The 25,684-nt window shown below is 68.6% G+C and carries 25 protein-coding genes; 14 read left to right on the top strand and 11 right to left on the bottom strand.

Translation table 11 applies throughout. The annotated features are described in order from the left end of the window. Nucleotides 1-7: 7 nt before the first annotated feature. The 4 genes from NDI76_RS09040 to NDI76_RS09025 form a co-directional block, all read right to left on the bottom strand. Nucleotides 8-826, bottom strand: a complete 819-nt coding sequence (locus NDI76_RS09040; protein ID WP_310923679.1) for an alpha/beta fold hydrolase — start codon at nucleotides 824-826, stop codon at nucleotides 8-10. Nucleotides 827-913: 87 nt separating this feature from the next. Next, nucleotides 914-1,630: an MBL fold metallo-hydrolase gene (locus NDI76_RS09035; protein ID WP_310923678.1), complete on the bottom strand. Its 717-nt coding sequence runs from the start codon at nucleotides 1,628-1,630 to the stop codon at nucleotides 914-916. 52 nt (nucleotides 1,631-1,682) lie between these two features. Then, nucleotides 1,683-3,125: an alkaline phosphatase family protein gene (locus NDI76_RS09030; RefSeq protein WP_310923677.1), complete on the bottom strand. Its 1,443-nt coding sequence runs from the start codon at nucleotides 3,123-3,125 to the stop codon at nucleotides 1,683-1,685. Beyond that, a complete protein-coding gene (locus NDI76_RS09025; protein WP_310923676.1) occupies nucleotides 3,122-4,438 on the bottom strand; it encodes an inositol-3-phosphate synthase in 1,317 nt (438 codons plus the stop codon). The genes NDI76_RS09030 and NDI76_RS09025 overlap by 4 nt, the downstream gene beginning before the upstream one ends. Before the next feature lie 188 nt (nucleotides 4,439-4,626). Between NDI76_RS09025 and NDI76_RS09020 the strand changes: the two genes are divergently transcribed. Genes NDI76_RS09020 through NDI76_RS09005 form a run of 4 tightly spaced genes read left to right on the top strand, consistent with a single transcriptional unit; the run spans nucleotide 4,627 to nucleotide 8,133 of the window. Further along, nucleotides 4,627-5,496 carry a TatD family hydrolase gene (locus NDI76_RS09020; RefSeq protein ID WP_310923675.1) on the top strand — a complete coding sequence of 290 codons (870 nt, stop codon included), beginning with the start codon at nucleotides 4,627-4,629 and terminating at the stop codon, nucleotides 5,494-5,496. Then, nucleotides 5,497-6,333, top strand: coding sequence for a sugar phosphate isomerase/epimerase family protein (locus NDI76_RS09015; protein ID WP_310923674.1), 837 nt, complete (start codon nucleotides 5,497-5,499; stop codon nucleotides 6,331-6,333). It abuts the gene before it with no gap. A 5-nt stretch (nucleotides 6,334-6,338) separates the two neighbouring features. Continuing rightward, nucleotides 6,339-7,271, top strand: coding sequence for a UbiA family prenyltransferase (locus NDI76_RS09010; RefSeq protein WP_310923673.1), 933 nt, complete (start codon nucleotides 6,339-6,341; stop codon nucleotides 7,269-7,271). Nucleotides 7,272-7,287: 16 nt separating this feature from the next. Beyond that, complete coding sequence (locus NDI76_RS09005) at nucleotides 7,288-8,133, top strand: sugar phosphate isomerase/epimerase family protein (protein ID WP_310923672.1); 846 nt, start codon at nucleotides 7,288-7,290, stop codon at nucleotides 8,131-8,133. Between the two features lie 7 nt (nucleotides 8,134-8,140). Here NDI76_RS09005 and ligA read toward each other — a convergent pair whose 3' ends face one another. Further along, the gene (gene ligA / locus NDI76_RS09000) at nucleotides 8,141-9,994 is read right to left on the bottom strand and encodes an ATP-dependent DNA ligase LigA (protein WP_310923671.1); all 1,854 of its coding nucleotides are present in this window, start codon (nucleotides 9,992-9,994) and stop codon (nucleotides 8,141-8,143) included. 130 nt (nucleotides 9,995-10,124) lie between these two features. Here ligA and NDI76_RS08995 point away from each other — a divergent pair, with 130 nt between their 5' ends. Further along, nucleotides 10,125-11,654 carry a glutamate-cysteine ligase family protein gene (locus tag NDI76_RS08995; protein WP_310923670.1) on the top strand — a complete coding sequence of 510 codons (1,530 nt, stop codon included), beginning with the start codon at nucleotides 10,125-10,127 and terminating at the stop codon, nucleotides 11,652-11,654. A gap of 99 nt (nucleotides 11,655-11,753) precedes the next feature. On the opposite strand, the gene psmB is transcribed toward NDI76_RS08995, so the two are convergent. Both psmB and NDI76_RS08985 read right to left on the bottom strand, forming a co-directional pair. Beyond that, a complete protein-coding gene (psmB, locus tag NDI76_RS08990; protein ID WP_310923668.1) occupies nucleotides 11,754-12,485 on the bottom strand; it encodes an archaeal proteasome endopeptidase complex subunit beta in 732 nt (243 codons plus the stop codon). Between the two features lie 161 nt (nucleotides 12,486-12,646). Continuing rightward, the gene (locus NDI76_RS08985) at nucleotides 12,647-12,820 is read right to left on the bottom strand and encodes a hypothetical protein (protein ID WP_425498339.1); all 174 of its coding nucleotides are present in this window, start codon (nucleotides 12,818-12,820) and stop codon (nucleotides 12,647-12,649) included. Between the two features lie 307 nt (nucleotides 12,821-13,127). On the opposite strand from NDI76_RS08985, the gene NDI76_RS08980 reads away from it, so the two are divergent. Then, nucleotides 13,128-13,499 (top strand): DUF555 domain-containing protein, encoded by a 372-nt coding sequence (locus tag NDI76_RS08980; RefSeq protein WP_310923666.1) that lies wholly within the window; start codon nucleotides 13,128-13,130, stop codon nucleotides 13,497-13,499. A 43-nt stretch (nucleotides 13,500-13,542) separates the two neighbouring features. After that, on the top strand, nucleotides 13,543-14,082 hold the full coding sequence (locus tag NDI76_RS08975) for a CBS domain-containing protein (protein ID WP_310923665.1): 540 nt from the start codon (nucleotides 13,543-13,545) through the stop codon (nucleotides 14,080-14,082). A 72-nt stretch (nucleotides 14,083-14,154) separates the two neighbouring features. Here the strand turns inward: NDI76_RS08975 and purM are convergent, their stop codons facing one another. Continuing rightward, a complete protein-coding gene (gene purM, locus NDI76_RS08970) occupies nucleotides 14,155-15,162 on the bottom strand; it encodes a phosphoribosylformylglycinamidine cyclo-ligase (protein ID WP_310923893.1) in 1,008 nt (335 codons plus the stop codon). 366 nt (nucleotides 15,163-15,528) lie between these two features. On the opposite strand from purM, the gene NDI76_RS08965 reads away from it, so the two are divergent. Then, complete coding sequence (locus tag NDI76_RS08965; protein ID WP_310923664.1) at nucleotides 15,529-15,777, top strand: DUF8028 family protein; 249 nt, start codon at nucleotides 15,529-15,531, stop codon at nucleotides 15,775-15,777. An 89-nt stretch (nucleotides 15,778-15,866) separates the two neighbouring features. On the opposite strand, the gene NDI76_RS08960 is transcribed toward NDI76_RS08965, so the two are convergent. Further along, on the bottom strand, nucleotides 15,867-16,505 hold the full coding sequence (locus tag NDI76_RS08960) for a zinc metalloprotease (protein WP_310923663.1): 639 nt from the start codon (nucleotides 16,503-16,505) through the stop codon (nucleotides 15,867-15,869). Nucleotides 16,506-16,611: 106 nt separating this feature from the next. Continuing rightward, on the bottom strand, nucleotides 16,612-18,291 hold the full coding sequence (locus NDI76_RS08955; RefSeq protein WP_310923662.1) for a TraB/GumN family protein: 1,680 nt from the start codon (nucleotides 18,289-18,291) through the stop codon (nucleotides 16,612-16,614). A 52-nt stretch (nucleotides 18,292-18,343) separates the two neighbouring features. On the opposite strand from NDI76_RS08955, the gene NDI76_RS08950 reads away from it, so the two are divergent. The 5 genes from NDI76_RS08950 (at nucleotide 18,344) to NDI76_RS08930 (ending at nucleotide 22,104) form a co-directional block, all read left to right on the top strand. After that, nucleotides 18,344-19,714 carry a glycerate kinase type-2 family protein gene (locus NDI76_RS08950; RefSeq protein ID WP_310923661.1) on the top strand — a complete coding sequence of 457 codons (1,371 nt, stop codon included), beginning with the start codon at nucleotides 18,344-18,346 and terminating at the stop codon, nucleotides 19,712-19,714. A gap of 43 nt (nucleotides 19,715-19,757) precedes the next feature. Beyond that, a complete protein-coding gene (locus tag NDI76_RS08945) occupies nucleotides 19,758-20,372 on the top strand; it encodes an ArsR/SmtB family transcription factor (protein WP_310923660.1) in 615 nt (204 codons plus the stop codon). A gap of 70 nt (nucleotides 20,373-20,442) precedes the next feature. Continuing rightward, nucleotides 20,443-20,910, top strand: coding sequence for a bifunctional nuclease family protein (locus NDI76_RS08940; protein ID WP_310923659.1), 468 nt, complete (start codon nucleotides 20,443-20,445; stop codon nucleotides 20,908-20,910). 71 nt (nucleotides 20,911-20,981) lie between these two features. Next, nucleotides 20,982-21,440, top strand: coding sequence for a DUF7992 family protein (locus NDI76_RS08935; RefSeq protein ID WP_310923658.1), 459 nt, complete (start codon nucleotides 20,982-20,984; stop codon nucleotides 21,438-21,440). 64 nt (nucleotides 21,441-21,504) lie between these two features. Continuing rightward, entirely contained in the window at nucleotides 21,505-22,104 is a 600-nt protein-coding gene (locus NDI76_RS08930) for a DUF8130 domain-containing protein (protein ID WP_310923657.1), read from the top strand. Between the two features lie 4 nt (nucleotides 22,105-22,108). On the opposite strand, the gene NDI76_RS08925 is transcribed toward NDI76_RS08930, so the two are convergent. Beyond that, nucleotides 22,109-22,375: a glutathione S-transferase N-terminal domain-containing protein gene (locus tag NDI76_RS08925; RefSeq protein WP_425498353.1), complete on the bottom strand. Its 267-nt coding sequence runs from the start codon at nucleotides 22,373-22,375 to the stop codon at nucleotides 22,109-22,111. A gap of 114 nt (nucleotides 22,376-22,489) precedes the next feature. On the opposite strand from NDI76_RS08925, the gene ileS reads away from it, so the two are divergent. Continuing rightward, nucleotides 22,490-25,621: an isoleucine--tRNA ligase gene (gene ileS, locus NDI76_RS08920; RefSeq protein ID WP_310923655.1), complete on the top strand. Its 3,132-nt coding sequence runs from the start codon at nucleotides 22,490-22,492 to the stop codon at nucleotides 25,619-25,621. Nucleotides 25,622-25,684: the final 63 nt, after the last annotated feature.

Below are 25,684 nucleotides of genomic sequence, written 5' to 3'. Positions count from 1 at the left end.
TCGTCGCCTATATCTGTTCGCCGCGCAGGAACCGCTTCACCGCCCGACCGAACACTCTCGGGTGCTCGGAGGCGGCGGCGTGTCCCGCCCCGGACAGGAGCGCCAGCGTCGCGTCCGGGAGCGCCGCCTTCGTCTCTCGGAGCAGGTCGGCGGGGAACAGTCTGTCCTCGCTCCCGCCGAGTACGAGGGTCGGCGCCGTCACCTCCTCCAGCCTCTCGCTCGCGTCGTGGTCGCGGACCGCCCGAATCGACGTCAGCACGTCGTCCGGGGACGGCGGCGCCAGCGCCGGACCGACCGCGCGCAGGAGCGCGGGGTACGCCCGCCGCCGCCACCCCGCGTACGTCTCGCGGACGACGGAGGCGTACAGTTTTCCCCACTCCTCGCTCGCGGCCCACGTCTCCCAGTCGTTGAGGACCGCCCGGCCGGCGTCGCCGACGTGCGCGCCGGCGGCGGCGAGGACGAGTCTGTCGACGTGGTCCGGGTAGTCCGCCGCGAGGTGCTGGGCGACGAGGCCGCCCATCGAACAGCCGAGAACGTGCCCGCCGTCCAATTCGTCCAGCGCCGTCGCCACCGCCCCGGCGAGGTCGCGCGTCGTCGCGTCCGGGTCGAGGTCGCGCGGGCGGCCGACCGTCCAGACGGTGAAGTCGTCGGTGAGGCCGCGAGACGCCGTCCGCGCGAGGTGCGCCGCCGTCGCCGCCCGCGAACCGGAGAACGCGTCGCTCAGTCCGGGGAGGACGACCAGCGTCTCGGGGCCGTCGCCGGCGCGGTAGTAGGGAATTCGCCCGTCGAACCGACCGCGGTCGACCGTCGGCGTCGTGAGTCTCATCTCGCGTCGGTCGACGGCCCGGCGGTGCAAAACGGTTGCCGCGACCGGACCGACCGCCCGGCCGGTCAGGCCCCCCGACCCCTCGGCTCAGACCGCGTGGTCGGTCGGGTCTTCGAGGACGACCGGAATGTGTCGGGAGGCGACGTCGACGACGAACGCCTCGGGGTCGGTCTTCAAGAGGTCGATGGTGTCGTAGTGAATCGGCAGGACGAGTTCGGGCGCAAGCGCCTCCGCGAGGTCGGCCGCCTCGTGGCGGTCCATCACGACGCTGCCGCCGATGTTGGCGAGAAAGAGGTCCACCGACAACTGCTCGAACCCTTCGAGTACGTCGCTGTCTCCCGGCCAGAACACCTTGACGCCGTCGACGGAGAGGAGGTACGCGCAGCCGAGTCCCCGCGGGTGGACGAGGCTCCCGTCGTCTCTGGCGTGCGGGCTATCCTCCTCGTTGTACGCCGGCAGCGTCCACACGTCGACGGCGCCGACGCTCAGGTGCTCCTCCTCGCCGACGCGGATCACCTCGTACGGCAGGTCCTCGACGGCCTCCACGTCGCGGTCGATGTTCGCCGGGTTCACGCCCTCGAAGACGACGACGGTGGCGTCTTCGTTCGCGACCGAGCGAATCGCGTCGGAGTCGTAGTGGTGGTCGTGCGTGACGCAGACGACGTCGCCGTCGCGGGCGTGGTAGTCGTCGAGGACGCCGTAACGGCCGGGGTCGAGATAGGCGACGGAGCCGGATTCGGACTCGATTCTGGCGGTGGCGTAGCCGAGCCACGAGACTTCGAGGTCGCGGAAGGGAACGGTCATGCCGCACGCTACCGCGCGGAGGACATAACGCGTTTCGGCTCCGTCAATCCGGTCAGTCGTCGGCGGGCCCCAACTCGTTCGACGGGGCGAGGATGGACGCGCCCTCGAACTCCATGTCGACGGCCTCGTGGACGCCGAGGAGGTCGAGCACCGTCGGAGCGACCTGCCGCATGTCGATGTCGCCGTCGAGGGACAGCGACGGGGCGGCGGGGCCGCCAATGCCGAAGAACGGCGTCGTCTCGGGGTCGACGCGGCCGTGCGACCCCTTCACCTTCGAGGGGTCCGTCGAGACGAACCCGTCCTCGCCGAGGAACAGTTCGCAGGGGTCGTAGCCGGGTTTCTCGTGGATGTCGACGCTATCGGCGTAGGGGGGCATCGCCGCCTCCTCGCCGTCGTCCCACCAGTAGTAGGCGAACCACGCGTCCGGGTCGGCGACGAGGACGAGGTCGCCCGCGCTCTGGCTATCGATGTCGTAGGCGGCCTGGTCGTCGCCGTCGAGGATGCGCTCGATGCCGTCGAGCGATTCGAGCGCCTCGCGGGCCGTCTCGACGGCCTCGGCGTCGCAGTAGACGTGCGCGACCTGGTGGTCGGCGACGGCGAACGCCTCGGAGGCGGAGAGGTCCGGCACCTGTCCCTCTTCGTCGCCCTCGGCGTCTCTCGTCTTCATCAGACCCGCCTCGCGGAGCGCGCGGTTCGGGAAGACGGGCCTCGACACCTCGTGGAAGCCGTACTCGCTGACGACGACGACGGCCGTCTCGTCCCACTGGTCGGTCTCTTCGAGAAAGTCGAGGTAGTCGCCGACGAGTTCGTCGACCTCCGAGAGCGCTTCGTCGAACGCCTCGGAGTTCGGCCCGTGGCTCTGTCCCGTGTAGTCGAGATGCGGGACGTACGTCCAGAGCATCTCCGGGTCGTAGCGTTCCGTCGCCTCGCGGGCCGCCGAGAGGATCCACTCGCTGCCCTGCGCGTTGGCGGCCGGCCCCCAGTAGTTGTGCAGGGGGAAGTGGCCGTACTCCTCGCGGAGTTCCTCGTAGAAGCCGTCGGGGTTCGTCCAGCAGTTCATCTCGATGAGGTTGTTGTTCTCGTCCTCGATGGGTTTCGGCGTCACCGCGACGTCCGCCGAGGTGCCGTAGAGGTGCTGGAAGAACAGCGCACCCGTCGTCACGTCGGCGTCGCGCGCGGCCTCCCAGACGCGGTTGCGGTCGCCGCTGTTTCGACCCCACAGTTCGACGGTGTCGGTCTCGCGGTCGTACTCCGCGTTCGAGACGTCGCCGTGCGTCGAGGGCGAGACCCCCGTCGAGAGCGTCGTCTGCGAGGGGATGGTCACCGCCGGGAACGGCGGCACCGCGCCCGTCGTCGCGCCGTCCCCGAACAGGCCGGCGAGGTTGGGCGTCGACTCGGGGTCGACGTGGTCGGGTTGGAGGCCCACCACGTTGAGGACGACGACCCGACTCGCTGCCGACGGTTCGGGTTCGGGGTCCGGTTCGGAGTCGCTCACCGTTCCGCCTCCCTGACTGTGTCTGCGTCCGAATTTGCGTTCGTGCCGGCGCCGGTACCGGCGGCTTCGTCCCCGCCGCCGTCAGTCCGGACCGGGTCGGTCGACTCCGCCGCGGCGTCGTCACGGTGCGCTTCGACGTAGGATTCAAGCATGGCGAACTGCCGGGAGAGGTCGTGTTCGTCCACGTCCATCGGCTCTTTGAAGAACGACGCGAGGTGCGTCTGCGTTCCGCCTTCCCCGTGCTCGTCGGCGTAGGAGACGAGGCGGACGAGGTCCAACACGAGAGGGGCGGCGAGGGCGGAGTCCGCGCCCTGCCAGGTGAACTGGAGGGTCATCTTCGTGTTCATGAACCCCTCGAAGTGGACGTGGTCCCACGCCGTCTTCCAGTCGCCGAGCGAGGGGGTGTAGTCGATGCGGACGCGGTTGTGGGCGTCCGACCCGAGCACTTCCGAGAGCACGCCGCCCTTGCTCTGTAGCTTGCCGGCCTTGTTGTCGTCGTCGTCGAGCACCTTGCCGTCGCCGTTGCCGAGGATGTTGAAGCCATCCCACGACATGACGTTGAGGTTGCGCCCGGCGAACATCGGCCCGAGCGCCGTCTTCAGCAGGGTCTCGCCGGTCTTGGCGTCGCGACCGACGTGCGGGACGTTCTCGCGGTCGGCCAACTCGCGCAGGCCGCCGAGTTCGCTCCCCGTCGAGGGTGTGAAGTTGACGTACGGGTGGCCGTCGACGAGGGCCGCGTAGGCGTACAGCGAACTCGCCGGGAGGTCCGCGTCGTCCGCTTCGAGGGCCGCCTCGAAGGCGTCCAGCGTGTCGTACCGCTCGGGGTCTCTCATCGGCGGTTCCGAGGAGGCGAGGTTGACGACGACCAGTCGGTCCACGTCGTGTTCCTCTGCGAACGCCGCGTAGTCCGCGCGAATCTGTTCGACTACTCCGCTCACGCCGTGGTCGCTGTCGAGTGTGTCGCCGTCGGCGAGCGAGACGGCGCTGCCGCAGTTCCGCGCGGTGCCCGTCTCGATGCGCTCGTCTATCTCGCGCAGGTCGTCGGCGACGGCTTCGAGCGTCGCCCGGTCGACGATGCCCGAGTCGGCGAGGTCGGTCGCGGCGTGGAGAAGGGGGCGTTCGGCGATGTCGTGGCCGGAGAAGACGAACCCGTCGACCGGCGGCAAATCCAGCCGGGTGCAGGGTTCGCGGGCCGTGACCATGCCGGTGTCGTCGGTCGTCCCGCGGGCGATTCCGCGCGCCCCGGAGATAGCCGTGGCGGCGACGTTGCCGCGGGCGCCGACGAACCAGACGCCCGTTCGCGTTCGCGTCATAACTCCCTCACAGAACGGAACAGGGTTAGTTATGCGTCCGCTTTACCCGACCGGCGGGTAAATCGCTTCTCGCCGACCGATTCAACGACCCGTTAACTGGCCGCTACTCGGGGCTATCGAGCCGTTTCCCTCGCGCCGGAACCTGTAGGGCGACGATAACAAAGCGGGGATGGTCCTCAGTGTCGTACATGCGTCTCATCGACTCTCACGCTCACATGACGTCGCGCACGACGGACGACTACCGCGAGATGCGGCGGTCGGGCATCGAGTGCGTTATCGAACCCTCGTTCTGGTCGGGGTCGGACAAACTCTACCCCGAATCGTTTTTCGATTACTTCGAGCACATCCACGACTTCGAGACCGAACGCGCCGAGCGCATCGCCGGGATGGACCACTACATCACCGTCTCCATCAACCCGAAGGAGGCGGTCGACCGCGAGATGTCTGAGGCGGTCATCGACCGACTGCCCGAGTACCTCGAACGCGACCGGGTGGTCGGCGTCGGCGAGATCGGGTTCAACCTCCAGACCGACGAGGAGGAGTGGGCGTTCCGCGAACAACTCCGCGTCGCCGAGGAGCACGAGGCGCCCGTCATCATCCACCTCCCCCACGAGGAGAAACCGAAGGGCGCGGTTCGCACCGTCGACATCATCGAGGAGATGGACGTCACGCAGGAGCGCATCATCATCGACCACAACGAACCCGCCACGATGGAGACGACCGCCGCCACCGACTGCTGGCTCGGCTTCACGCTCTACCCCGGCAAGATATCCATCGAGGAGGTGATGCCCCTGCTGGAGGAGTACGGCACCGACAGGCGCATCATCAACTCCTCGGCCGACTGGGACGACTCGGACCCCCTCGCGGTTCCGAAGGCCCGCGACGCGATGATAGACGCCGGCTGGGACCGAAGCGAGGTCCGGAAACTCCTCTTCGAGAACCCCTTGGAGTTCTTCGCTCAGTCCGAGAGTTTCGACTACGCGCGGGAGGTAGCCGCCGAGTCGTCGACGGCCGCGTCGGCCGTCGAAGCGGCCGAGACCGGGTCGGGGGGCGAGTAGATGTCGCTCCAGTTCGGTTTCTCGATGAACGCCTTCCGGGAGTACTCGACGGTCGGCGCCATCGAGGCCGTCGCCGACGCCGGGTACGACGGCATCGAACTGCTGTTCGACGAACCGTTCCTCTACCCGCCGACGGCGACGGGCGAGGAGTACGACGAGGTGGAGTCGGCTCTCGACACGAACGACATCGCCATCAGCAACTGCAACGCGTTCATGCTGACGGCCATCGAGGACTTCCACCACCCCTCGTTTATCGAACCCGACGAGGACTACCGCCGCCGCCGCGTCGACTACACGCTCGACACCATCGACGCCGCCGCGGAACTCGGCTGCGACCGCATCTCCATCGAACCCGGCGGACCCGTCCCCGAAGAGAAGTCCCGCGAGTGGGCGATGGACACGTTCGTCGAGGGTCTGGACGAACTCGCCGAGCGAGCGGAACGGAAGGGCGTCGACGTGATGGTCGAACCCGAACCCGACCTGCTTATCGAGACTTCTGACGAATACCTCGACCTGATGGACCGCGTCGACTCCGAGCGCATCACCTGCAATTTCGACGCCGGTCACCTGTTCTGCATGGGCGAGGACCCCGCGGAACTGGTCGAGACGCTCGCCCCCTACACGCGCCACTATCACCTCGAGGACATCCCCGAGGACCGCTCGCACGAGCACACCCAACTCGGCGACGGCGCGATGGACATCGATGGCTTCCTGCAGGCGGTCGAGGACTCCGGCTACGACGGCTACGTCACGGTCGAACTCTACCCGTACCAGGAGACGGCCGCCGAGACGGCACAGGGCGCCATGGACTACCTCCGCGAACGCGGGTGGGCCTGAGGTCGATGGCCGCGGGCGTCGGCGACGCGTTCGGGTTCGAGCGGGTTCGACGAGTGGCGACGGACTACGCCGAACTCGTCCGACTGCCGAACCTGTTCACCGCGCCGCCCGACGTGCTCGCCGGCGCCGCCCTCGCCGTCGCCCTCGGAGCGCCGGCCTCGCTCCCGACAATCGCCGGTCTCTGCGTCGCCTCCGCGTGCGTCTACGCCGCGGGGACGACGCTGAACGACGCGGCCGACGTCGCCGAGGACGAACGAGAGCGCCCCGAGCGGCCGATTCCCTCCGGTCGAATCGGTCGAGGGAGCGCGCTCGTCTTCGGCGGGGCGCTCCTCCTCGCCGGCGTCGGCGTCGCCGCGGCGACCGGGGGCGCGCTCCCCGGACTGGTCGCGGCGGCCCTCGCCCTCACCGTCGTCCTCTACGACGGCCTGCTGAAGGGCGGTCCGGCCGGCTTCCTCGCTATGGGCGCCGCCCGCGGACTGAACGTCTGCCTCGGCCTCGCCGTCGCCGGCGCCGCCGCCTTCGACGCCGTCGCGCTGTTGTTTCCGATCGGGGTCGTCGTCTACGTGGCGGCGTTCACCCGGATGGCGGAGTCGGAGACGGGCGGCGGCGAGGGGTCCGAAGTCGCCGTCGCCGCCGCGGGCGCGACGTTCGCGGCGATGGTCGTTCCCGTCGTCGCCACTGTCCTCGGAACGCCGACCCTCGGACTCGCCGCCACCGTCCTCGCCGCGTGTTTCCTCGCGTGGGACTGGCACGCGCTCGGTCCGGCGATGGCCGACCCCGTCCCCTCGAAGGTCGGACCGGCCGTCGGCACCTGCGTCCTCGGCATCGTCCTCCTCGACGGCGCCGTCGCCGTCGTCGCCGGGCCGTGGTTCGCCGTCGCCGCCGCGGCGTTCGCGGTTCCGACGCACGTGCTCTCCGAACGCTTCGACATGAGCTGAACTTACGGTACACACTATGAAACTGGCATTCTCCACCAACGCGTACACGAACTACACGCTCCCCGAGGCCGTGCGTCGCATCGCCGACCACGGTTACGCGGGAGTCGAACTGCTCGGCGATACGCCGCACGCGTACTTCCCCGAGTTCGATTCCGACGACGAGGCCGCACTCGCCGACGCTCTCGACGAGACGGGCATCGCCGTCTCGAACGTCAACGCGAACACCGCGATGGGGTATTACGGGGACGCGCCCGAGACGGCCTTCTTCGAACCGAGCGTCATCAACCCCGACCCGGACCTGCGCGCGTGGCGCGTCGAGTACACGAAGCGGGCCGTCGACCTCGCCGAGGCCACGGGCGCGCCGGCGGTCTGTCTCGCCTCGGGTTCCCCTCTGCCGGGGACGCTACCCGAGGCGGCGTACGAACACCTGCTCTCGTCGCTGGACGAGATTCTCGACTACGCCGAACCGCGCGGCGTCGACGTCGGCATCGAGTTCGAACCCGAACTCCTCGTCGAGTGCACGGACGAGGCGCTCGAACTCGTCGACGACGTGGGTCGAGAGGGGTTCGGCATCAATCTCGACCTCGGTCACTCGGCCGTTTACGGCGAACAACTGCGCGACACGATAGAGAAGGCGGCGGGACACATCACCGGCGTCCACCTCGAAGACATCGCCGGCGGCGTCCGCGGGAAGCACTACCACCTCGTCCCCGGCGACGGCGACTTGGACTTCGCCGAGGCGTTCGACGCCCTCGACGATATCGGCTACGACGGCTTCGTCACCCTAGAACTGTACACCTACCCGGACCGACCGGACGAGGCCGCGAGACGGGCATTCGAAGCGCTCGAACGCTACGTGTAACTGCCAGTTACTGCGACTCGGCCAACCGCTCGATTCGCTCCAAGGAGTCGGCGTCCGCGGCGTCTTTGTCCGCCCGGACCGCGACGAACCGCGGGAACCGGAGCGCGTACCCCGAGGAGTATGTCGGCGAGCGCTGTATCTCCTCGTACCCCACCTCGAAGACGACCGAGGGGTTCAGTTCGACCGTTTGACCGTCTTCGCTCGCTATCTCCGGTTCGAGCAGTTCGGAGAGTTCGGCCAGTTTCTCGTCGGTGATGCCGGTGGCGACCTTCCCGATGGTAACGTACTCGCTGTCGCTCCCGTCTCCGTCTCCCCCGCTCCGCCGGGCCGACAGCAGGAACGTCCCGAGATGGTTCGCGCGGCGGCCCTCGCCCCACTCCGCGCCGGTCACCGCGAGGTCGACCGTCTCTACGTCGGGCTTGCGCTTCAGCCAGTTCTTCCCCCGGTCGCCGGGCGAGTAGGTCGAGTCGGGATTCTTCAGCATGATACCCTCGTGACCGGCGTCGAGGGAATCCGCCTCGAAGGCGGCTATCTCCTCCTCGTCGTCGGTGACGAGGAGGTCCGAGACGGCGTCTTCGGGTAGTATCTCGACGAGGCGGGCGTGCCGTTCGGTGACCGGCGCGTCGAGCAGGTCCTCACCGTCGGCGTGCAGGCAGTCGAACGCGTGGAGTTCGAGTTCGACCTCCTCGCGCATCCGGTCGACGTCGTGCTTGCGGCGGAAGCGCCGCAGCACCTCTTGGAAGGGGCGCGGCGACCCGTCGTCGTCGACGGCGACGACTTCGCCGTCGAGGATGGCCGGCGCCTCGACGTGTTCGGCAGCGAACTCCGCGATTTCGGGGAGCGCGTCCGTCACGTCGTCCATGTTTCGCGAGAACACCGACACCGAGACGTCGTCTCCGTCGTCCTCGTCGTTCGCCCCGCCCTCGTCCGTCCCGCCGTCGACGTGCACCTGCACGCGGGCGCCGTCGAACTTCCGTTCGACCGCGACCGCCCCCCACTCGTCGAGGGCGTCGGTGACGGTGCCCGCCTGCGCCAGCATCGCCTGCACGGGGCGCCCGACGTCGAGGCGGACCGCGCCGAGACCCTCGATACCGAGTTCGCGGGCCATGACGGCGACCATGCCGTAGTCGTTCGACACCTGCAGGGCGCGTTCGACGGCCGCGAGGTGCTCGTCGGTTGCGCGGACGGTGGGTTCGGGTTCGGGTTCGCTCTCTCCGTCCCCGTCTTCTTCGCAATCGGCTCTCCCACCTCCCTTCTCCCGTTCGGACTCGTCTTCCTCCTCCTCGTCGGCGAGGAACGCCTCGGCTATCGCGTCGCGGACGGCGCCCTCGCCGACGCCGATTCGCATCTCTCCGAGGACGAGGCGGGCGAGGAACTTCGCCTCCTCCGGATTCGCCCGGTTGAACAGGCCGAAAAGGGTGTTGAGCTTGCGGTCCTCGCTGCCGGCCCCGGTCGCGGCGGCGAGTTCGCGGAGCGTCTCGTCCACCTCGCGAACGGTCAGGTCGTCGCTCTCGTCCCCGTCGCCCCCGCTCCCGAACGCCGCCAGCCCCCGCTGGCCGCCGAAGTCGTAGCCGGCGGCGACGGCGCCTATCTCACCCTCCTCGGCGAGTCGCTCCTCGACGTCGTCGGCGGTGACGTTTCGCTCGGCGGCGCGAGCGAGCGCCTCCCGGAGGAGACGCGGCCCGATATCGAGCGTCGTGGTGTCCCACGCCGGGAAGACGCGACCCTGCACGAATCGGGCGACGGTGTCCAACTCCTCGCCGCTCTCGCGGAACAGGTCGCGGACCAGAGCGACGGTGGCGAGGTCCGCGGGTTCGGCCTCCATCTCCGACGCGCGCGCGGCGAACTCGGCGAACTGCATCGTCCATCCGTGGTCTCCGCGAGGGAAAAAGCGTCTCGAATCGCCGCCCCCGAGACGTCGGTTCGTGAACGCGTGACGGTGTCGCCGCGTAGTCGCGGGATTCAAGCCCGCCGGGAGCGCAGGAGGCGGTATGAGCGACGAGCTTGCGGACAGAGTCCGCGACGTGCTCGCCGTCGACCCCGAGGAGTACCAAGCGCAGGCGGAGGCTGACGCGGAGGTAGTGAAATCGGAGTTGGCGGCCGGCACGTTCGACAACCACCAGTCCATCGTCGGACTGGAGTACGAGTTCTACGCGGTCGCGGACGGCCGGTGGGCCTCCGAGGAGACCGAGAGCAACGGTCTGATGCGGGTCCCCCGTCGACTGCTCGAACTCATCGGCTTCGAGAAGGAACTCGGCCTCCACAACGCCGAGATGACGACGAGCCCGCAACCGCTGAACCCCCACGGGCTCCGCGCCCAGGAGTCCGAGGTGCTCGCCCGCCTCACCGCCGCCCTCCAGTGCACCTCCTCCGAGGGAATGCGCCTCGTCAGCGACGGCCTCTGGACCATCCCACCCCGCGGGGAGACGGCGAGGGGGTACCTCACCGACAGCATCTCCGACGGCGGCATCCGCATCGCCACGAACATGACCGACGCCGTCCGCTACCACGCGATGGCGAACGGCGAACACCCGGTCGAGCAGATGTCCGTCGACGCTCCGCACGTCGAACTCGACGCCGACACGGTGATGCCCGAGTCGCTCATCACCTCCATCCAACCGCACTACCAAGTCGCTCACGCCGCGGACCTACCCCTCTACTTCAACTACGCGCTCCGCATCGCCGGCCCGCTCCTCGCGCTCGGCGTCAACTCGCCGTTCTTCCCCCCGGACCTCTACGACGACGCCGACCCCTCGGAGATTATCGCGGACGCCCACATGGAGAACCGCATCGCCGTCTTCGAGTCGGTTCTCAACGGCGAGGACGCGGAGAAGGTGCGGTTTCCCGACGACCTGCCGGACGTGGAGACGGCCGTCGACCGGGTGGCCGCCGACGCGACCATCGTGCCGATGCCGGTCCCGCGCGGCGACCGCTTCGACGACTCCTTCGCCACGCTCCGCCGCAAGCACGGCACCTTCTGGCGGTGGGTCCGCCCGGTGTTCGACGGGGCGACGCGCTCCTCGGCGAACGCCCGCATCGAGTTCCGGCCCATCGCCGCCCAACCGACGGTCCGCGACTCCGTCGCGTTCCAAGCGGCGTTCGCCGGCCTGATGGAGAGCCTCCCGAAGCGCGAGCACCCGGTCATCAATCAGGATTGGGCGACGGCGAAGGAGAACTTCTACGCGGCGATGCGCGACGGGTTCGACAGCGGGCAGCGCTGGGTCGCGAACGACGGCCACGAGACGACGAATCCCGTCGAAGTCTACGACGACATCCTCGCGCACGCCGTCGACGGCCTGAAATCCGCCGGCTGTTCGGAGGCCGAGGCCGACCGGTACGTCGCCCCCCTGCGCGTCCGCGCCGAGACGGGACAGACGCCCGCCGGGTGGAAGGTCGACCGCGTCCGCAACCGACTCAGCGACGGCGCGGACTTCGAGACGGCCGTCTACGAGACGCAACGGGACTACATCGGACGGCAGACCGAGACGCTCCTGGAAGGCTCGTTCGCCGACTGGGTGTAGCGAAGCGGGGCGGCCTCGCTCTCGTCTCGGTGACGGCCCCGCCGCTCGAAATCGAGTATCGAAAGGAGAAGGAACCGGAATCGGCGCGCGAGTTCGCCGTTAGAGGAGACCCTCGAACTCCTTGTGCTGGGTTATCTCGACGCCGTCCTCGGTGACGACGCAGATGTTGATGCCGTTGCCGGAGGCCAGGTCGCGTTCGACGGCGCTCTTGACGGCGCGGGCGGCGACGGTCTTCGCCTCGTCGATGGACAGCGAGTCGCCGTACTCCTGTTCGAGCACACCGAGGGCGTACTGGCTGCCGGACCCGGTGACCGTGTACTCCTCTTCGAGGATGGAGCCGGCGGGGTCGATGCTGTAGATGTGGGGGCCGTCCTCGTCGACGCCGCCGAGGATGGGTTGGACGACGTAGAACGCGCCCGAGCGGAGGAAGTTACCGAGGAGCGTCGACAGCGCGGTCATGCTCATGTTCTCGCCGCGACGGGACTCGTACAGACGGACCTCAGCGCGGATGGAACGGATGAGCGACTGGGCGGCGGAGACCGACCCCGCGATGGTGAGCGCGCCCGTCGGGTGAATCTCTTCGACCTTCTGGACGTCCTTCGAAGAGACCATGTAGCCGAGACTGGCCCGCATGTCCGTCGCGAGGACGACGCCGTCTTCGGTCTTGAGACCGACCGTCGTCGTTCCCGTCTTCGTCTCCTGCGGTGCCGACTCGCCCGCGCGTTCATCGGCGTTCGGGAACTCGCCGAGTTCGGGGGCGAACACGCCCGAGTGGTCGCCGTTCAAGGGGTCGAGGCGGCCGGAGGCATCGTCGTTCGTGGGAGTACGCATTACCCCCTTTTGAAGTCCGGCGCTGATAAATGCCACCCTTCCCTCCCCTGTTGCCAGTTCCCGGCGTTTCGGCAGATAGCGGGCCGATAGGGACGTTTCGATGTACCCGACGCGGCCGCTCCGAAGCGAGTGTCCCGAGAACGGAGTCGGCCGACGACGGTTCAGTCGGTTCGGCGCTCGACGCCGGCGCGTTCGTAGGCGGCGCCGGCCGCCTCGACCATCCGGTCGACGGGCAGGCGCACGCCGACGCGGCGCGCGAGGAGTGCGACGGGCATCAGCAGGATGCCGAGGGCGATCGTCAACTGGTAGAGGGCGAACGTGGCGGTCCGGTGCATCGCGTGGAACATCGCGTCGACTGAGGAGGTGCGCCAGGTGTATATATACGTTCCGCCGACGGCAAGCAGTCGACCCCGGCGCTGTCTGTCGATTAAAGCTAGCTTGCGTTCCGCCCACCGAAACTCTCGTCCGGCGCGCTCACGGCGTAGGAGTCCCGTCACTGCTCCCGCTCGTCGCTATAAGTTACGAGATGGATTCGAGTTGCATCCGCGACTGACAGTCAGCACTGCGTGACAATGTGTGCCGGTGTCGGCGAGCGGACGACGGAACCGCAAGACACGAAACCCCGTAGCGCTACCGAGAGGTATGAGCAACTATCTCGTCGCCATGGAGGCCGCGTGGCTGGTCCGCGACGTCGAGGACATCGACGACGCCATCGGCGTCGCCGTCAGCGAGGCGGGCAAGCGACTGAACGACAAAGACAAGGAGTACGTCGAGGTGGAAGTCGGCGTGACAGGCTGTCCCGCCTGCGGGGAGCCGTTCGACTCGGCGTTCATCGCCGCCGACACGGCGCTGGTGGGGCTACTTCTGGAAATCGACGTGTTCAACGCCGACGGCGAGAAGCACGCCTCCCGCATCGCCAAGAGCGAAGTCGGCGGCGCCCTCCGCGACGTCCCCCTCTCGGTCATCGACGTCGTCGAGACGGAGGGTGACGAGGAGGAAGAAGCCGAAGCGTAGTTCTCCGGAAAGCTTTTCATATAACCTCGGGTTATCTCGGGGTATGGAACTGCCGACCCCGCACGACCTGCGCGAACGGCGGAAGGAACTCGACCTCACGCAGAGCACGCTCGCCGAGATGGCGGGCGTCTCCCAGCCCCTCATCGCCCGCATCGAGGGGGGCGACGTCGACCCGCGCCTCTCGACCCTCCGGCGCATCGTCAACGCTCTCGACGAGGCCGAGGGAAGCGTCGTCCGGGCCGACGACCTGATGAACACGACCGTCGTGAGCGTCTCGCCCGACGATTCCGTCCGGACGGCCCGCGACCGGATGCTCGACGAGGGGTTCTCCCAACTGCCGGTCATCCGCGACGGCCGTCCGGTCGGCATCATCTCGAACGGCGACATCCGCCGCGTCGGCGACGACGACGTGGGTGACCTCCCCGTCGCCGAGGTGATGCGCGAGGCGGTCACGACGGTCGAACCGGCCGCCACGCTGGAGGAAATAGACTCCTCGCTGGACCACCACTCGGCCGTTCTCGTCGTCGAAGGGGGGCAGACCGTCGGCATCGTCACCGAGGCCGACGTGGCCGCGCGGCTCTGAGTTCGTCGGTTCCTTCACGCAGTTCGTTCCTTCCGAAACTCCCTCCTTCCCCTCGACCCGCCGCGAGACCGTTCAGAGGTCGAGTCCGCGAACCGAGACGCCGGAGCCCTCCTCGACGCGGCCGATGATACGGCCCTCCGTCTCCGCCGCCAGCGCCTCCGCGTCCTCGGGTGCCAGCGCGGCGACGAATCCGGTGCCCATGTTGAACGTGCGGTGCATCTCTTCGTCCGAGACGTTGCCTTCCTCCTGCACGAACTCGAACACAGGCTGGGGCTCGAACGCGTCCTCGACGACGTACCGGAACTCGCCCATGCGTTCGAGGTTCGTCCACCCGCCGCCGGTGACGTGCGCCGCCGCGTTGACGCCGTGTTCGCGCATCGGGTCGAGCAGGTCGGTGTAGATGCGGGTCGGTTCGAGCAGCGCCTCGCCGACGGTGTCGTAGCCCTCGAACGGGCAGTCGTCGCCGTACTCGTGGTTGCGCGTCGTCGCCTTCCGCGCGAGGGTGAGGCCGTTCGAGTGGATGCCCGACGAGCGGAAGCCGACCAGCGCGTCGCCCGCCTCGGCCTCGCCGGGGAACAGCGCGTCCTTTCGCGCCAGTCCCGCACACGTGCCCGCGAGGTCTAGCCCGTTGACCACCTCGGGCATGACGGCCGTCTCGCCGCCGACGAGTTCGACGCCGGCGGCTTCCGCGCCCGCCGAGAGACCCCGTCCGACCTGCTCTGCGAACCGTTCGTCGGGGCTGTCGACGGCGAGGTAGTCGACGAACGCGACGGGGCGGACGCCCGCCGCCACGAGGTCGTTGGCGTTCATGGCGATGCAGTCGATGCCGACCGTCGAGTAGTCGTCGAGGGCGTCGGCGACGATGAGTTTCGTCCCCACGCCGTCGGTGGCCAAGGCGAGATAGCGGTCGCCGATGTCCAACAGGCCCGCGTAGTCGCCCTCGCTCTCTCCGACGGCGCCCACCAGCGCCGCCGTCGCCGCCTCGCTGGCGTCGATGTCGACGCCCGCGTCCGCGTAGGTCAGTTCGTCGTCCTCGGTCGCATCGTCCGCGGGGTCCCCGCCCGCGCCGGTGCCGGTCATGTCCGAACGCGCGCGGTGGGAGGGCAAAAAGGTGCCCGTCCGCCGCGCGCGCGAGGCCTCCGCGACGCACGGAATCGCCGCGGCGTCGGTCCCGGCGCTCCCGAACGGCGGGGGGTCTTTGGTAGTCGGCGCCAACACCTCCGGTAGGAGCCGCGAAACCGGATTTCGGACGCCGGTCGAGACACGTCTTCGCACGGTTCGGCGAGACGCGCGTAGAACCGTTCGTGAAGAATCTAACCGCCTCTGAGGCGTTCGTGAAACATCACTAAACTGTCGTGGAAGACGGTAAACGGTCCGAAAATGACGGTAATGCTCGACTGATTATATGGGAGAAGAACACGTAGGACAGAGTGACGGTAACCACCGATGTCAAGCGCCACCTCCACCCTCGAACGAACGCCGGTCCGACGTAGTATCGGCCTCGCAAGCAACGCCGCCCGCCTCACCGTCCGCTCGGCGCAGACGGTGACGTTCTGGGCAGCCGTCCTACTCCCGCTAACGTACCTCCCCCTCCTCCACGGCGGCCTCGAACAGGCCGAGACGCTCCGGTTCGCGGGGTTGCTCGCCTGCAACGCGTTCGCGCTGGTCGCCGGCCACGGCTACGGCCGCGACTGACGTTCGGCGTCCGTCGAGGAGAGCGACCGGACTCCGACGTCGCCGCCGTCCGCGTCCGGACGGCAGGTCCCCGCGCCGTCGTCTCTCGGTCAGAACAGTCCGCCGAAGACGAACAGACCGAGCGTTAGCAGCACCGACGGCACGAACACGACGAGAAAGACGATTTTACTCCAGGAGAACACCGTCTTGCCGTCGAGCGACCCGAACGGGAGCATGTTGAACGCGGCGAGAAACACGTTGATGGTGACGCCGCGAGAGCCGACGAGGCCGACGAACTCCGACCCGCCGAACGCCCCGAGGAAGAGCAGCGGGAGGAATATCGCGGCCAAGAGGAGGTTCGTCACGGGGCCGGCGAGGGCGATGAGGCCGTGTTCGCGCTCCGTGATACGGCCGCGGTGGTAGACGGCGCCGGGCGCGGCGAAGATGAAGCCGAGGATCGCACTCATCACGGCGAAAAAGAGCATGCCGTAGTCGGCGCGGAACTCCGCTCGCTGCCCGAAGCGGACGGCGACCACCTTGTGCGCGAGTTCGTGCAGGAGGAAGCCGACGCCCGCGGTCAGGAGGCTGACGAGCAGGGGGCCGAGGAGGCCGCCCTCGGTGACGGCGGCGACGGCGCGGGTGCCGCCGCCGGCGAAGAAGATGGCGAAGGCGAGACCGAGTGCGGCCCACGCGACGGCCAGGTCGCGGAGTTCGCGGGAGCTAAAACTGAGCGAGGTGTTCGTACTCATGAGGTCGAATCAGCGACCGTTCGGACGGCGGGCGGATGGGCCTTGCGGATGCGGTCGCGGGTCGGTGCGGTACCGGGTTGGGTATCGGCGCGGCGCCGGTGTCGTCTCAGGTGAGGAGGCCGACGAGGACGTCCCACCCGTTGCGCGCGCCCTCGAACATCAGGTCGATGATGCCCGCCGGTCCGCCGAGGTCGACCGCGAACAGGGGGAGGACGTAGCCGATGAACAGCGCCGAGGCGACGATGCTCCCGATGTTCGTCGCCGCGACGACGACGATGAGGCGGAACAGCGGCACCTCGAACATGTCCGAAACCAGTTCGCCGACGGGCGTCTCCTCGTCGGCGAGGAGTTCGTTCAGGCGACCGATGTCGCCGACGTTTACCGGGCGGTACTGCAGTTCCATGTAGCCGGTGAACCACCCGGGTGCGAGGAACGGGTTGATGGAGGTCATCCACGCGACGGCGCCGCCGACGAGGGCGGAGGGCCACCGCGCCCCGGCGGCCTTCGCCAGTCCGGCGGCGAAGACGCCGTTGATGAGGAACCACGCGGCGAACAGGCGGAGCAGGGTGTCGTTGCCGGCCGTCGAGAGCGCCAGCAGGCCGAAGAACACGACGACGGCGACGGAGATGGCCGTGCCCACTATCTTCGCCCACGGAACGCCGCCGAGGCCGTCGTCGGCCGTCCCGACCAGCGACTCCATCGGCGGCAGTTCCTCGGGGTTGGTGAGATAGCGTTCGATGCCCGCGCGGTGACCCGCGCCGACGACGGCGACGACGTCCCGGCCGGTCCGGCGGAGGCCGACTAGTTGGTGGGCGATGTAGGCGTCACGCTCGTCGATGAGCGCCTGCGCGCCGCCCGGCGAGAATTCCCGGAACTCCTCCATCATCGCGCTGACGGCGTCCGTATCGGTCATCTCGCTCATGTCGAACTCCTCTAGTTCGTCCACCTCGTCGTCGGGATTCTTCGCGAAGGCCGTCGCCAGCGTGAGGGCGAGTCCCCCCAAGAGCAGTCCGCCGCCGACGCCGACCGTGAGACTGCCGAGGACGCGGACGGTGAACGGACCCAGTCGGGCGACGAGCGGGTCCGCGAGACCGAAGGCGACGCCCCCCACGAGGCCGGCGGCGACGCCGACGCCGACGGAGACGGCGGCGCGTTCGCCCGTCGGGAGGACGGACCCGGCGACGACCCAGAGGGCGGCGGCGACGGCGGCGAAGACGAACAGGCCGCCGGTGACGCGGGCCAGCACGTCGAGACCGATGCCGACAGCGCCGCCGAACAGGCCGACGGCGGGGCCGACGAGGAGGCCGACGAACAGACCGAGGACGACGGCCACGCCGCGACTGTCGCCGAGGCCGAAGGCGAGGCCGCCGACCATCCGCAGTTTCTCGACGAACGACATCCGCGACCAGAACCGCCGCATCGTCTCGTTGATGTCACGGTCGACGAGGGCGACGTCGATGCCCAGTTCCTCGGCCGTCTCGACGGCCGCGAGCATGTCCGCGCCCGGTTCCACGTCGAACTTCTCGCCGAGTTGCGCCTGTACGTAGGAGAGCATCCAGTAGGCGATGAACTGGAAGACGGTGTTCCCCCGGAGGAGGTCGCCGGGTTCGATGTCGTCGGGCGTCCCGCCCTTCATCTGGCGGTACCGACCCTCGTCGAGTTCGACGGCGACCACGTCCGGGCGCTCCTCCGCGACGACCTCTTCGACCTCGCGGACGCTGTCCTCGGAGACGTGGGCCGTCCCGACGACGCGGACGCGACCTTCGCCGGCCGCTTCCTGACTCATTACCCCCGATTTCGGGCCACGCTTTTTACCCTTGTCGGAGCATCTCGCGGGTATGTCCGACCTCACGTTCGACGCCGAGACGCCGACGACAGCACACGAGACCGCCGTGGCGTGTCTCAAAGACGCCGTCGAGGCGGTCCTTCCGGACCGCGTCGTCCGCGACGCCGTCTCGCTCGACGGCGACGACCTCTCGATTTCGGAGACGACCTACGACCTCTCGGCGTTCGACCGCCTCCTCGTCGTCGGCGGCGGGAAGGCGGGCGACGGCGTCGCGGACGCCCTCGAATCGGTCCTCGGCGACCGCATCGACGCCGGCGTCGTCGTCACGCCCGACCCCGGCGCGAGCGAGCGAATCGACCGACTGCCGGGCGCCCATCCCGTCCCCTCGCAGGAGGGCGTCGACAGTGCGGAGCGAATCGTCGACCTCCTCGCCGACGCCGACGAACGAACGCTCGTTCTGGCCGTCGTCACCGGCGGGGCCAGCGCCGTCATCCCGACGCCCGCCGAGGGTATCGCCCTCAAAGACCTCCAGTCGACGACCGACGCCCTCCTCCGGTCGGGCGCGCACATCGGCGAACTGAACGCGGTCCGCAAGCATCTCTCGACGCTGAAGGGCGGCGGTCTGGCCCGCCTCGCCGCGCCTGCGACGGTGGCCGGCCTCGTCCTCAGCGACGTCGTCGGGAACGACCTCGGCGTCATCGCCTCCGGGCCGACGGCCCCCGACGAGACGACGTACGACGACGCGCTCTCGGTGCTCGACCGCTACGACCTCGACGTGCCCGCGAGCGTCCGCGAGCGACTCGAACGCGGCGCTCGGGGCGAGTTGGCGGAGACGCCGAAACCGGGCGACCCGGCGTTCGACCGGGTGCGGAACCACGTCCTCGCCGACGGCCACTCGGCGCTGTCGGCGGCGCGGGAGACGGCCCGAGAACGGGGGTACGAACCGGTCATCCTCTCCTCGCGCGTGCGCGGCGAGGCGCGCGAGGCGGCCAAGACGCACGCCGCCGTCGCCGAGGAGGCGGCCGCCACGGGCGACCCGGTCGACGCCCCCGCCGTGTTCCTCACCGGCGGCGAGTGCACCGTCACCGTCCGCGGCGACGGCGAGGGCGGACCGAACTTGGAGTTCTGTCTCTCCGCGGCGCGGGAACTCGAAACCGACGCCGTCCTGGCCGCCCTCGACAGCGACGGCGAGGACGGCGGGACGGGCGTGGCCGGCGCGGTGGTCGACGCGGAGACGGCGGCCGGCGTCGACGCCGGCCGCGAGGCTGCCGCCGCACTCGCCGACAACGACGCCCTGCCGTTCCTCCGCGACCGGGACGCGCTGATTCGGACGGGACCGACCGGAACCAACGTGAACGACCTTCGGGTCGCCGTCGTGGAGGGAGACGGACCGGGGGACGCTGTGGACGCGCGCGGAGAGTAAAAAGACGGGAAAGCTTGTATCCCGTGGCGCCCTATCGGCCGCTATGGCACGCCTCCTGCCCTCCTCGTCGAAGACCGAGGTCGACGCCTCGCCGCGCGTCATCGGCCTCGACGACGACGACGCCGACGGTCTGCTGTCGGCGCTCTCCTCCGCGACGGCCCGACGGGTCCTCTCGACCCTCCACGAGGAACCCGCGAACCCGGCCGCCCTCGCCGACGCCGTCGACACCTCCCTGCAGAACGTCCAGTACCACCTCGGCCGCCTCGAAGACGCCGGCGCCGTCGAAGTCGTCGATACCGTCTACTCCGAGAAGGGCCGCGAGATGAAGGTGTACGCGCCCTCGGACCGACCGCTGGTCGTCGTCGCCGCGGATCAGGAGGAGACGACCGGTCTGCGCGCCGCCCTGCGCCGCCTCCTCGGGGCCGTCGGCGTCGTCGGCGTCGCCAGCCTCCTCGTCCAGTGGGCGGCCACGGGGGCGACGCTCCCGTTCGTCGCCCAGTCGGGAAGTGCCGGCGGCGACGCGGCGACGATGGAGGCGACGCGCGTCGCGGACGAGGCGGCGACGGCCGCCGGACTCCCGCCGGGACTGCTCTTCTTCCTCGGGGGGCTGAGCGTCCTCGTCGTCTGGTCGTTCATTTGGTACCGCCGCCGCGACTGAGTCATCCGATTCCGTCGAGGGGTGTCGACTTCCCCGTAGGTATTCATACCTCGCGCTCGAACCACTGCGCATGAATCACCGGGCCGAGGTGAAGGGAATCGGCGTCGGCGTCGACGCCGAGGGCGGGAACGTCCCGGCGGTGGTCCTCCAAGCCCGCGAGGAGTATCTGCCCATCGTCATCACCTCCGACCAAGCGCAGGCGATCCAACTCGCCCTCTCGGGCGAACCGTTCGAGCGACCCCTGACTCACGACCTGCTCGTGGACATGATAACGGAGTTCGGCGGCGCCATCGACTCCATCCGCATCGACGACCTCGCCGACGGGACGTTCTTCGCCAAGATAGACGCCGAGCGCTACGAGGACGGCGAACCGAAGACGTTCGTCTTCGACGCCCGCCCGAGCGACGCCGTCTCGCTGGCCGTCCGCGTCGACTGCCCCATCGTCGTCTCCGACGAGGTGCTGGACGAAGCCGGCCAACCGCCCGAGCGCTTCGACCTGGGCGAACAGTCCGACGAACACGACGACCTGGACTTCTGAGGGGCGGGACGAACGAAACGGGGCGCCGTGAGACTTCCACGCTTTTACCGTCGGCCGACCAACCTTGAGTCATGACGCTCGACGTGGACCCCCCGTCGCCGCCGGAGCTCAGCCCGAACGTCGACCCCAACGAGTACGACGACGCCGACGTCGTCGGCGACAGCGACTACCGCCGCGAGGAACTCGGCGCGTTTCTCGCCGAGGGCGCGTGGGAGGAGGCGTTCGCGGCGTGGGCCGCCGAGACGCAGGTCACCGCCGAGGAGTGGGACATCGTGACCGACCTCGGTCTCGGGTCGGATTTCGATTTCTTCTGGGACGACTTCGCCGGGCGCGTCGGTTATCACGCGCCGGGCCTCCCGCAGGACTGGAAGGAGCGGGAGGTCCACCCGGAGTTGAACTCGTGGAAGCAAGTCTCCAGCATCAACGCCGGCCTCACCGAGTTAGGCCAGACGGCCTGTGACGTGCTGAAAGACGACTACATCGACTGGGAATCCGAGTACGAGGCGCCGGACGACCTGCCGGACTTCTGAGTCGCGTCGCGGATTCCCCTCGCGAGTGAGAAGACACTTGTCGACAGACGAATAGGTTTCTCGTATGCGACGACGCGCCCTCCTCTCCGCATCGGTCCTCTCGCTCGCCGGCCTCTCGGGCTGTCTCGGCGACGTCCGACGGCGGGTGAGCGGTCGGGTGACCGCGAGTCACGCGACGGCGGTGATGCACTCCGCCGACGACCCGTGGATTCGCGGCGGCCTCTCGGCCGACTCCGACCGCGCTTTCCACGCCGAACTGTTCACCGAGGCACCCGACGACGTCTACGAGGTGTTCACCGACGACTACCCGCGGAAGCCGCGTTCGTTCGACAACGACGTTCGCAACGACGACTACTCGGCGGGATTTTCGCTCCTCGCGGAGGCGAAGATGCCGCGAGCGGAGGCGTACACGGTTCTTCCGGGCGGGGACGGCGAGGAGGGGTGGGCCGAGTGGGATTCGGTTTCGCTCCCCCTTCGGCGTCGGCCCTACGGGGACGGCGCCGGACTCCCGGACCACCTCCGCGACGCGGACGAACTGCTCTGTACGATGCTCGCGCGCTACGAGGCCGAATCGTCGCCGTCGACGGCGACGGTGACCGTCTACGACGAGGAGCGCGGCGGCGTGGTCCGAGAGACGACCGCGAGGCCGTGGTCTCGGTCCTGACTCCTTATCGGCCGTAGTGTTCTTCGAGGTAGTCGACGATGTCCTCGGCGTCGTACACCGCCTCCTCTCGCTCCCTGTCGAGGAGGAACGGAATCGCGTCCTCGCCGCCGATAGCGGTCAGTTCTTCGTGCGTCTGTTCGTTGAGCACGTCGCCGCCCTCGTCGCCGGGTAGCCGCGGGTTGTGGACGACGTAGGAGACGCCGAGGTCGGTGAGTGTGCTGCGGACTTTCTCGCTGTACGGACAGCTCTCGGCTTGGTACAGTTCGAGCACGGGTCGGGGTTCGTTCTCCGAACACTCGAAGCTACTCGCCGAACGCGCGACCGCCGCGCCGAACCGTTCGCACGGTTCCACGGACTTGATATACGTTCCCGGATTTCCTCCTGTATGGACGACCTAAGCGACCAGTATACGCCGGGGGACGTGGAGTCCGTCGTCGGCGACTACTGGGACGAGGAGAACGCCTACGAGGCGGCGAAGGAGGCGCACGCGGACGACCCGTCCTTCTTCTTCGTCGACGGGCCGCCGTACACCTCCGGCCAGATGCACCTCGGAACGGCGTGGAACAAGACGCTGAAGGACGCCATCATCCGCCACAAGCGCATGACGGGCCACAGCGTCACCGACCGCCCCGGCTACGACATGCACGGCCTCCCCATCGAGGTCAAAGTCGAGGAGGAACTCGGCTTCGAGACCAAGCGGGACATCGAGGAGTACGGCATGGAGTCGTTCATCGAGGAGTGCAAGTCGTTCGCCGAGCGTAACCGCGAGGCGATGGACGAGGATTTCAAATCCATCGGCGTCTGGATGGACTGGGAGAACCCTTACCAGACTATCTCGCCGGAGTACATGGAGGCCGCGTGGTGGGCGTTCCAACGGGTTGCCGAACGCGACTTGGTCGAACGGGGGAAGCGCTCGGTCAACTACTGCCCCCGCTGTCAGACCGCCATCGCCGCCAACGAGGTGGAGTACGACGAAATAGAGTCGCCCTCTATCTACGTGAAACTCCCGCTGAAAGGGAGAGAAGGAAGCCTCGTCATCTGGACGACGACGCCGTGGACCCTCCCCGCGAACACGTTCGTCGCCGTCGACGGCGAGATGACGTATCAGGCGGTCCGCGCCGAGAAAGACGGAGAAAGCGAGGTGCTCTACCTCGCGGAACCGTGCGTCGAGGACGTCCTGAAGAAGGGCCGCTACGAGGATTACGAGGTCGTAGAGGAGGTCACGGGCGAGGAGATGGTGGGCTGGGAGTACGACAACCCCCTCGCCGAGCACCTGACCAAGTACGCCGACTTCGAGGGCGCCCGCGAGGTGTACACCGCCGACTACGTCGAGGCCGACCGGACGGGACTCGTCCACTCCGCGCCCGGCCACGGGCAGGAGGACTTCGCCCGCGGGCAGGAACTCGGACTCGATATCTACGTCCCCGTCGACGGCCGCGGCGAGTTCACCGAACAGGCCGGCGAGTACGCGGGCACGTTCGTCCGCGACGCGAATCCCGAGATAATCGAGGACTTGGAGGCGAACGGTAGCCTCCTGCACTCCGGCGAGCACAGCCACCGCTACGGCCACTGCTGGCGGTGCGACACGGACATCATCTTCCTCGCCACCGACCAGTGGTTCATCACGGTCACCGACATCAAGGAGGAACTGCTCGACAACATCGAGGAGTCCGAGTGGCACCCGCAGTGGGCGCGGGACAACCGCTTCCGCGATTTCGTCAGCGACGCGCCCGACTGGAACGTCTCTCGGCAGCGCTACTGGGGCATCCCGCTTCCCATCTGGGAGTCGCCGGACGGCGAGGACTTCGTCGTCGTCGGCACGCGCGAGGAACTCGCAGAGCGGGCCGACCAGGACGTCGACCCCGAGACGCTTGACCTGCACCGACCCTCCGTCGACCCCCTGACCATCACCGAGGACGGCACGACGTACGAACGCGTGCCGGACGTGTTCGACGTCTGGATCGACTCTTCCGTAGCGACGTGGGGGACGCTCGACTACCCCGGCGAGACGGAGGCGTTCGAGGACCTCTGGCCCGCGGACCTCATCGTCGAGGCGCACGACCAGACCCGCGGGTGGTTCTGGTCGCAACTGGGGATGAGCACCGCCGCGTTCGGCGAGAGTCCCTACGACTCGGTGCTGATGCACGGGTTCGCCAACGACGAGAACGGCCGGAAGATGTCCAAATCGTTAGGCAACATCGTCACGCCCGAGGAGGCCATCGACCGCGCCGGTCGGGACCCCCTGCGCGCGTACCTCCTGAGCCACGACCAACAGGGCGTCGACCTCTCGTTCGAGTGGGACGGCCTCTCCGACACGCAGTCGTCGCTTAACATCCTCTGGAACGTCTTCCGCTTCCCCCTGCCGTACATGGAACTGGACGGCTACGACCCGGCGACGCCGGACCTCGACGAGGGCGAACTCACCGTCGTCGACGAGTGGGTGCTCTCGCGTCTGCAGACGGTGAAGGCCGAGGTGGCCGAGGCGTGGGAGGAGTACGAGGTCCACGACGCCCTCAACGCGGTATTGGAGTTCGTCACGGGCGACGTCTCGCGCTTCTACGTGAAGGCCATCCGCGAACGGATGTGGGAGGAGGAGGATTCTGACTCCAAGCGCGGCGCGTACGCCACGCTGGCGACGGTGATGAACGAGACGGTGCGACTGCTCGCGCCCTTCACCCCGTACGTCGCAGAGCGGATGTACCAGCGCATCGACGGCGGCGAGACGACGGTTCACGCCCTCGACTACCCGGCCGCCGACGAGGAGTGGCGCGACGAGGAACTGGAGCGAAACATGGCCGTCCTCCGGAGCGTCGAGGAGGCGGCCGCGAACGCCCGCCAACAGGGCGAGCGCAAACTCCGGTGGCCCGTCCCGCGCGTCGTCGTCGCCAGCGAGGACGAGGGCGTCGCCGAGGCCGTCGAGGCGCTCTCCGACCTCCTGGCCGACCGGGTGAACGCCCGCGAGGTCGAGGTGGTGGAGACGTTCGACGAACTCGTCGAGTACGCCGACCCGCAGATGGGCGTCATCGGCCCCGCCTTCGGCGGCGAGGCGCAGAAGGTGATGGAGGGCGTCAAGGGCGCCTCCCGCGAGGAGGTAGAGGCCGGAATCGACGTCGACGGCGAGACGGTCGACCTCGACGACGAGATGGTCGAGTACCGCGCCGAACCGCCGGAGAACGTCCACGGAGCCGACTTCGACGTCGACGGCGCCGACGGCGGCGTCGTCTACGTCGACACCTCGCTCACCGAGGAGATAGAGGCTGAGGGCTACGCCCGCGACGTCATCCGCCGCATCCAGGAGATGCGCAAGCGCCTCGACCTCGACGTCGAAGAGGAGATAGCCGTCTCGCTGGACGTGCAGGACGACCGAGTGGCGGACCTCGTGGCGCGGCACGATAGCCTCGTCGCGGAGGAGGTTCGGGCGACCACGCTCGATTCGGACGGCGACGACGCCGACCTAACCGAGGAGTGGGACGTCGAGGGCGTCACCGTCGTCATCGGCGTCGCGCGGACCGAGTAGCGAGGGAGACCCCGTCGCGGCCCCCGCGTTTCTTCCCGAGTGTCGTTCTCCGAAACCTGGAGT

This window comes from Halogeometricum sp. S1BR25-6 (genome assembly GCF_031624495.1).
GTDB lineage: Archaea > Halobacteriota > Halobacteria > Halobacteriales > Haloferacaceae > Halogeometricum > Halogeometricum salsisoli.
The sequence above is the reverse complement of the archived record's forward strand: the minus strand, read 5'-3'. Positions and strand labels throughout refer to the sequence as shown.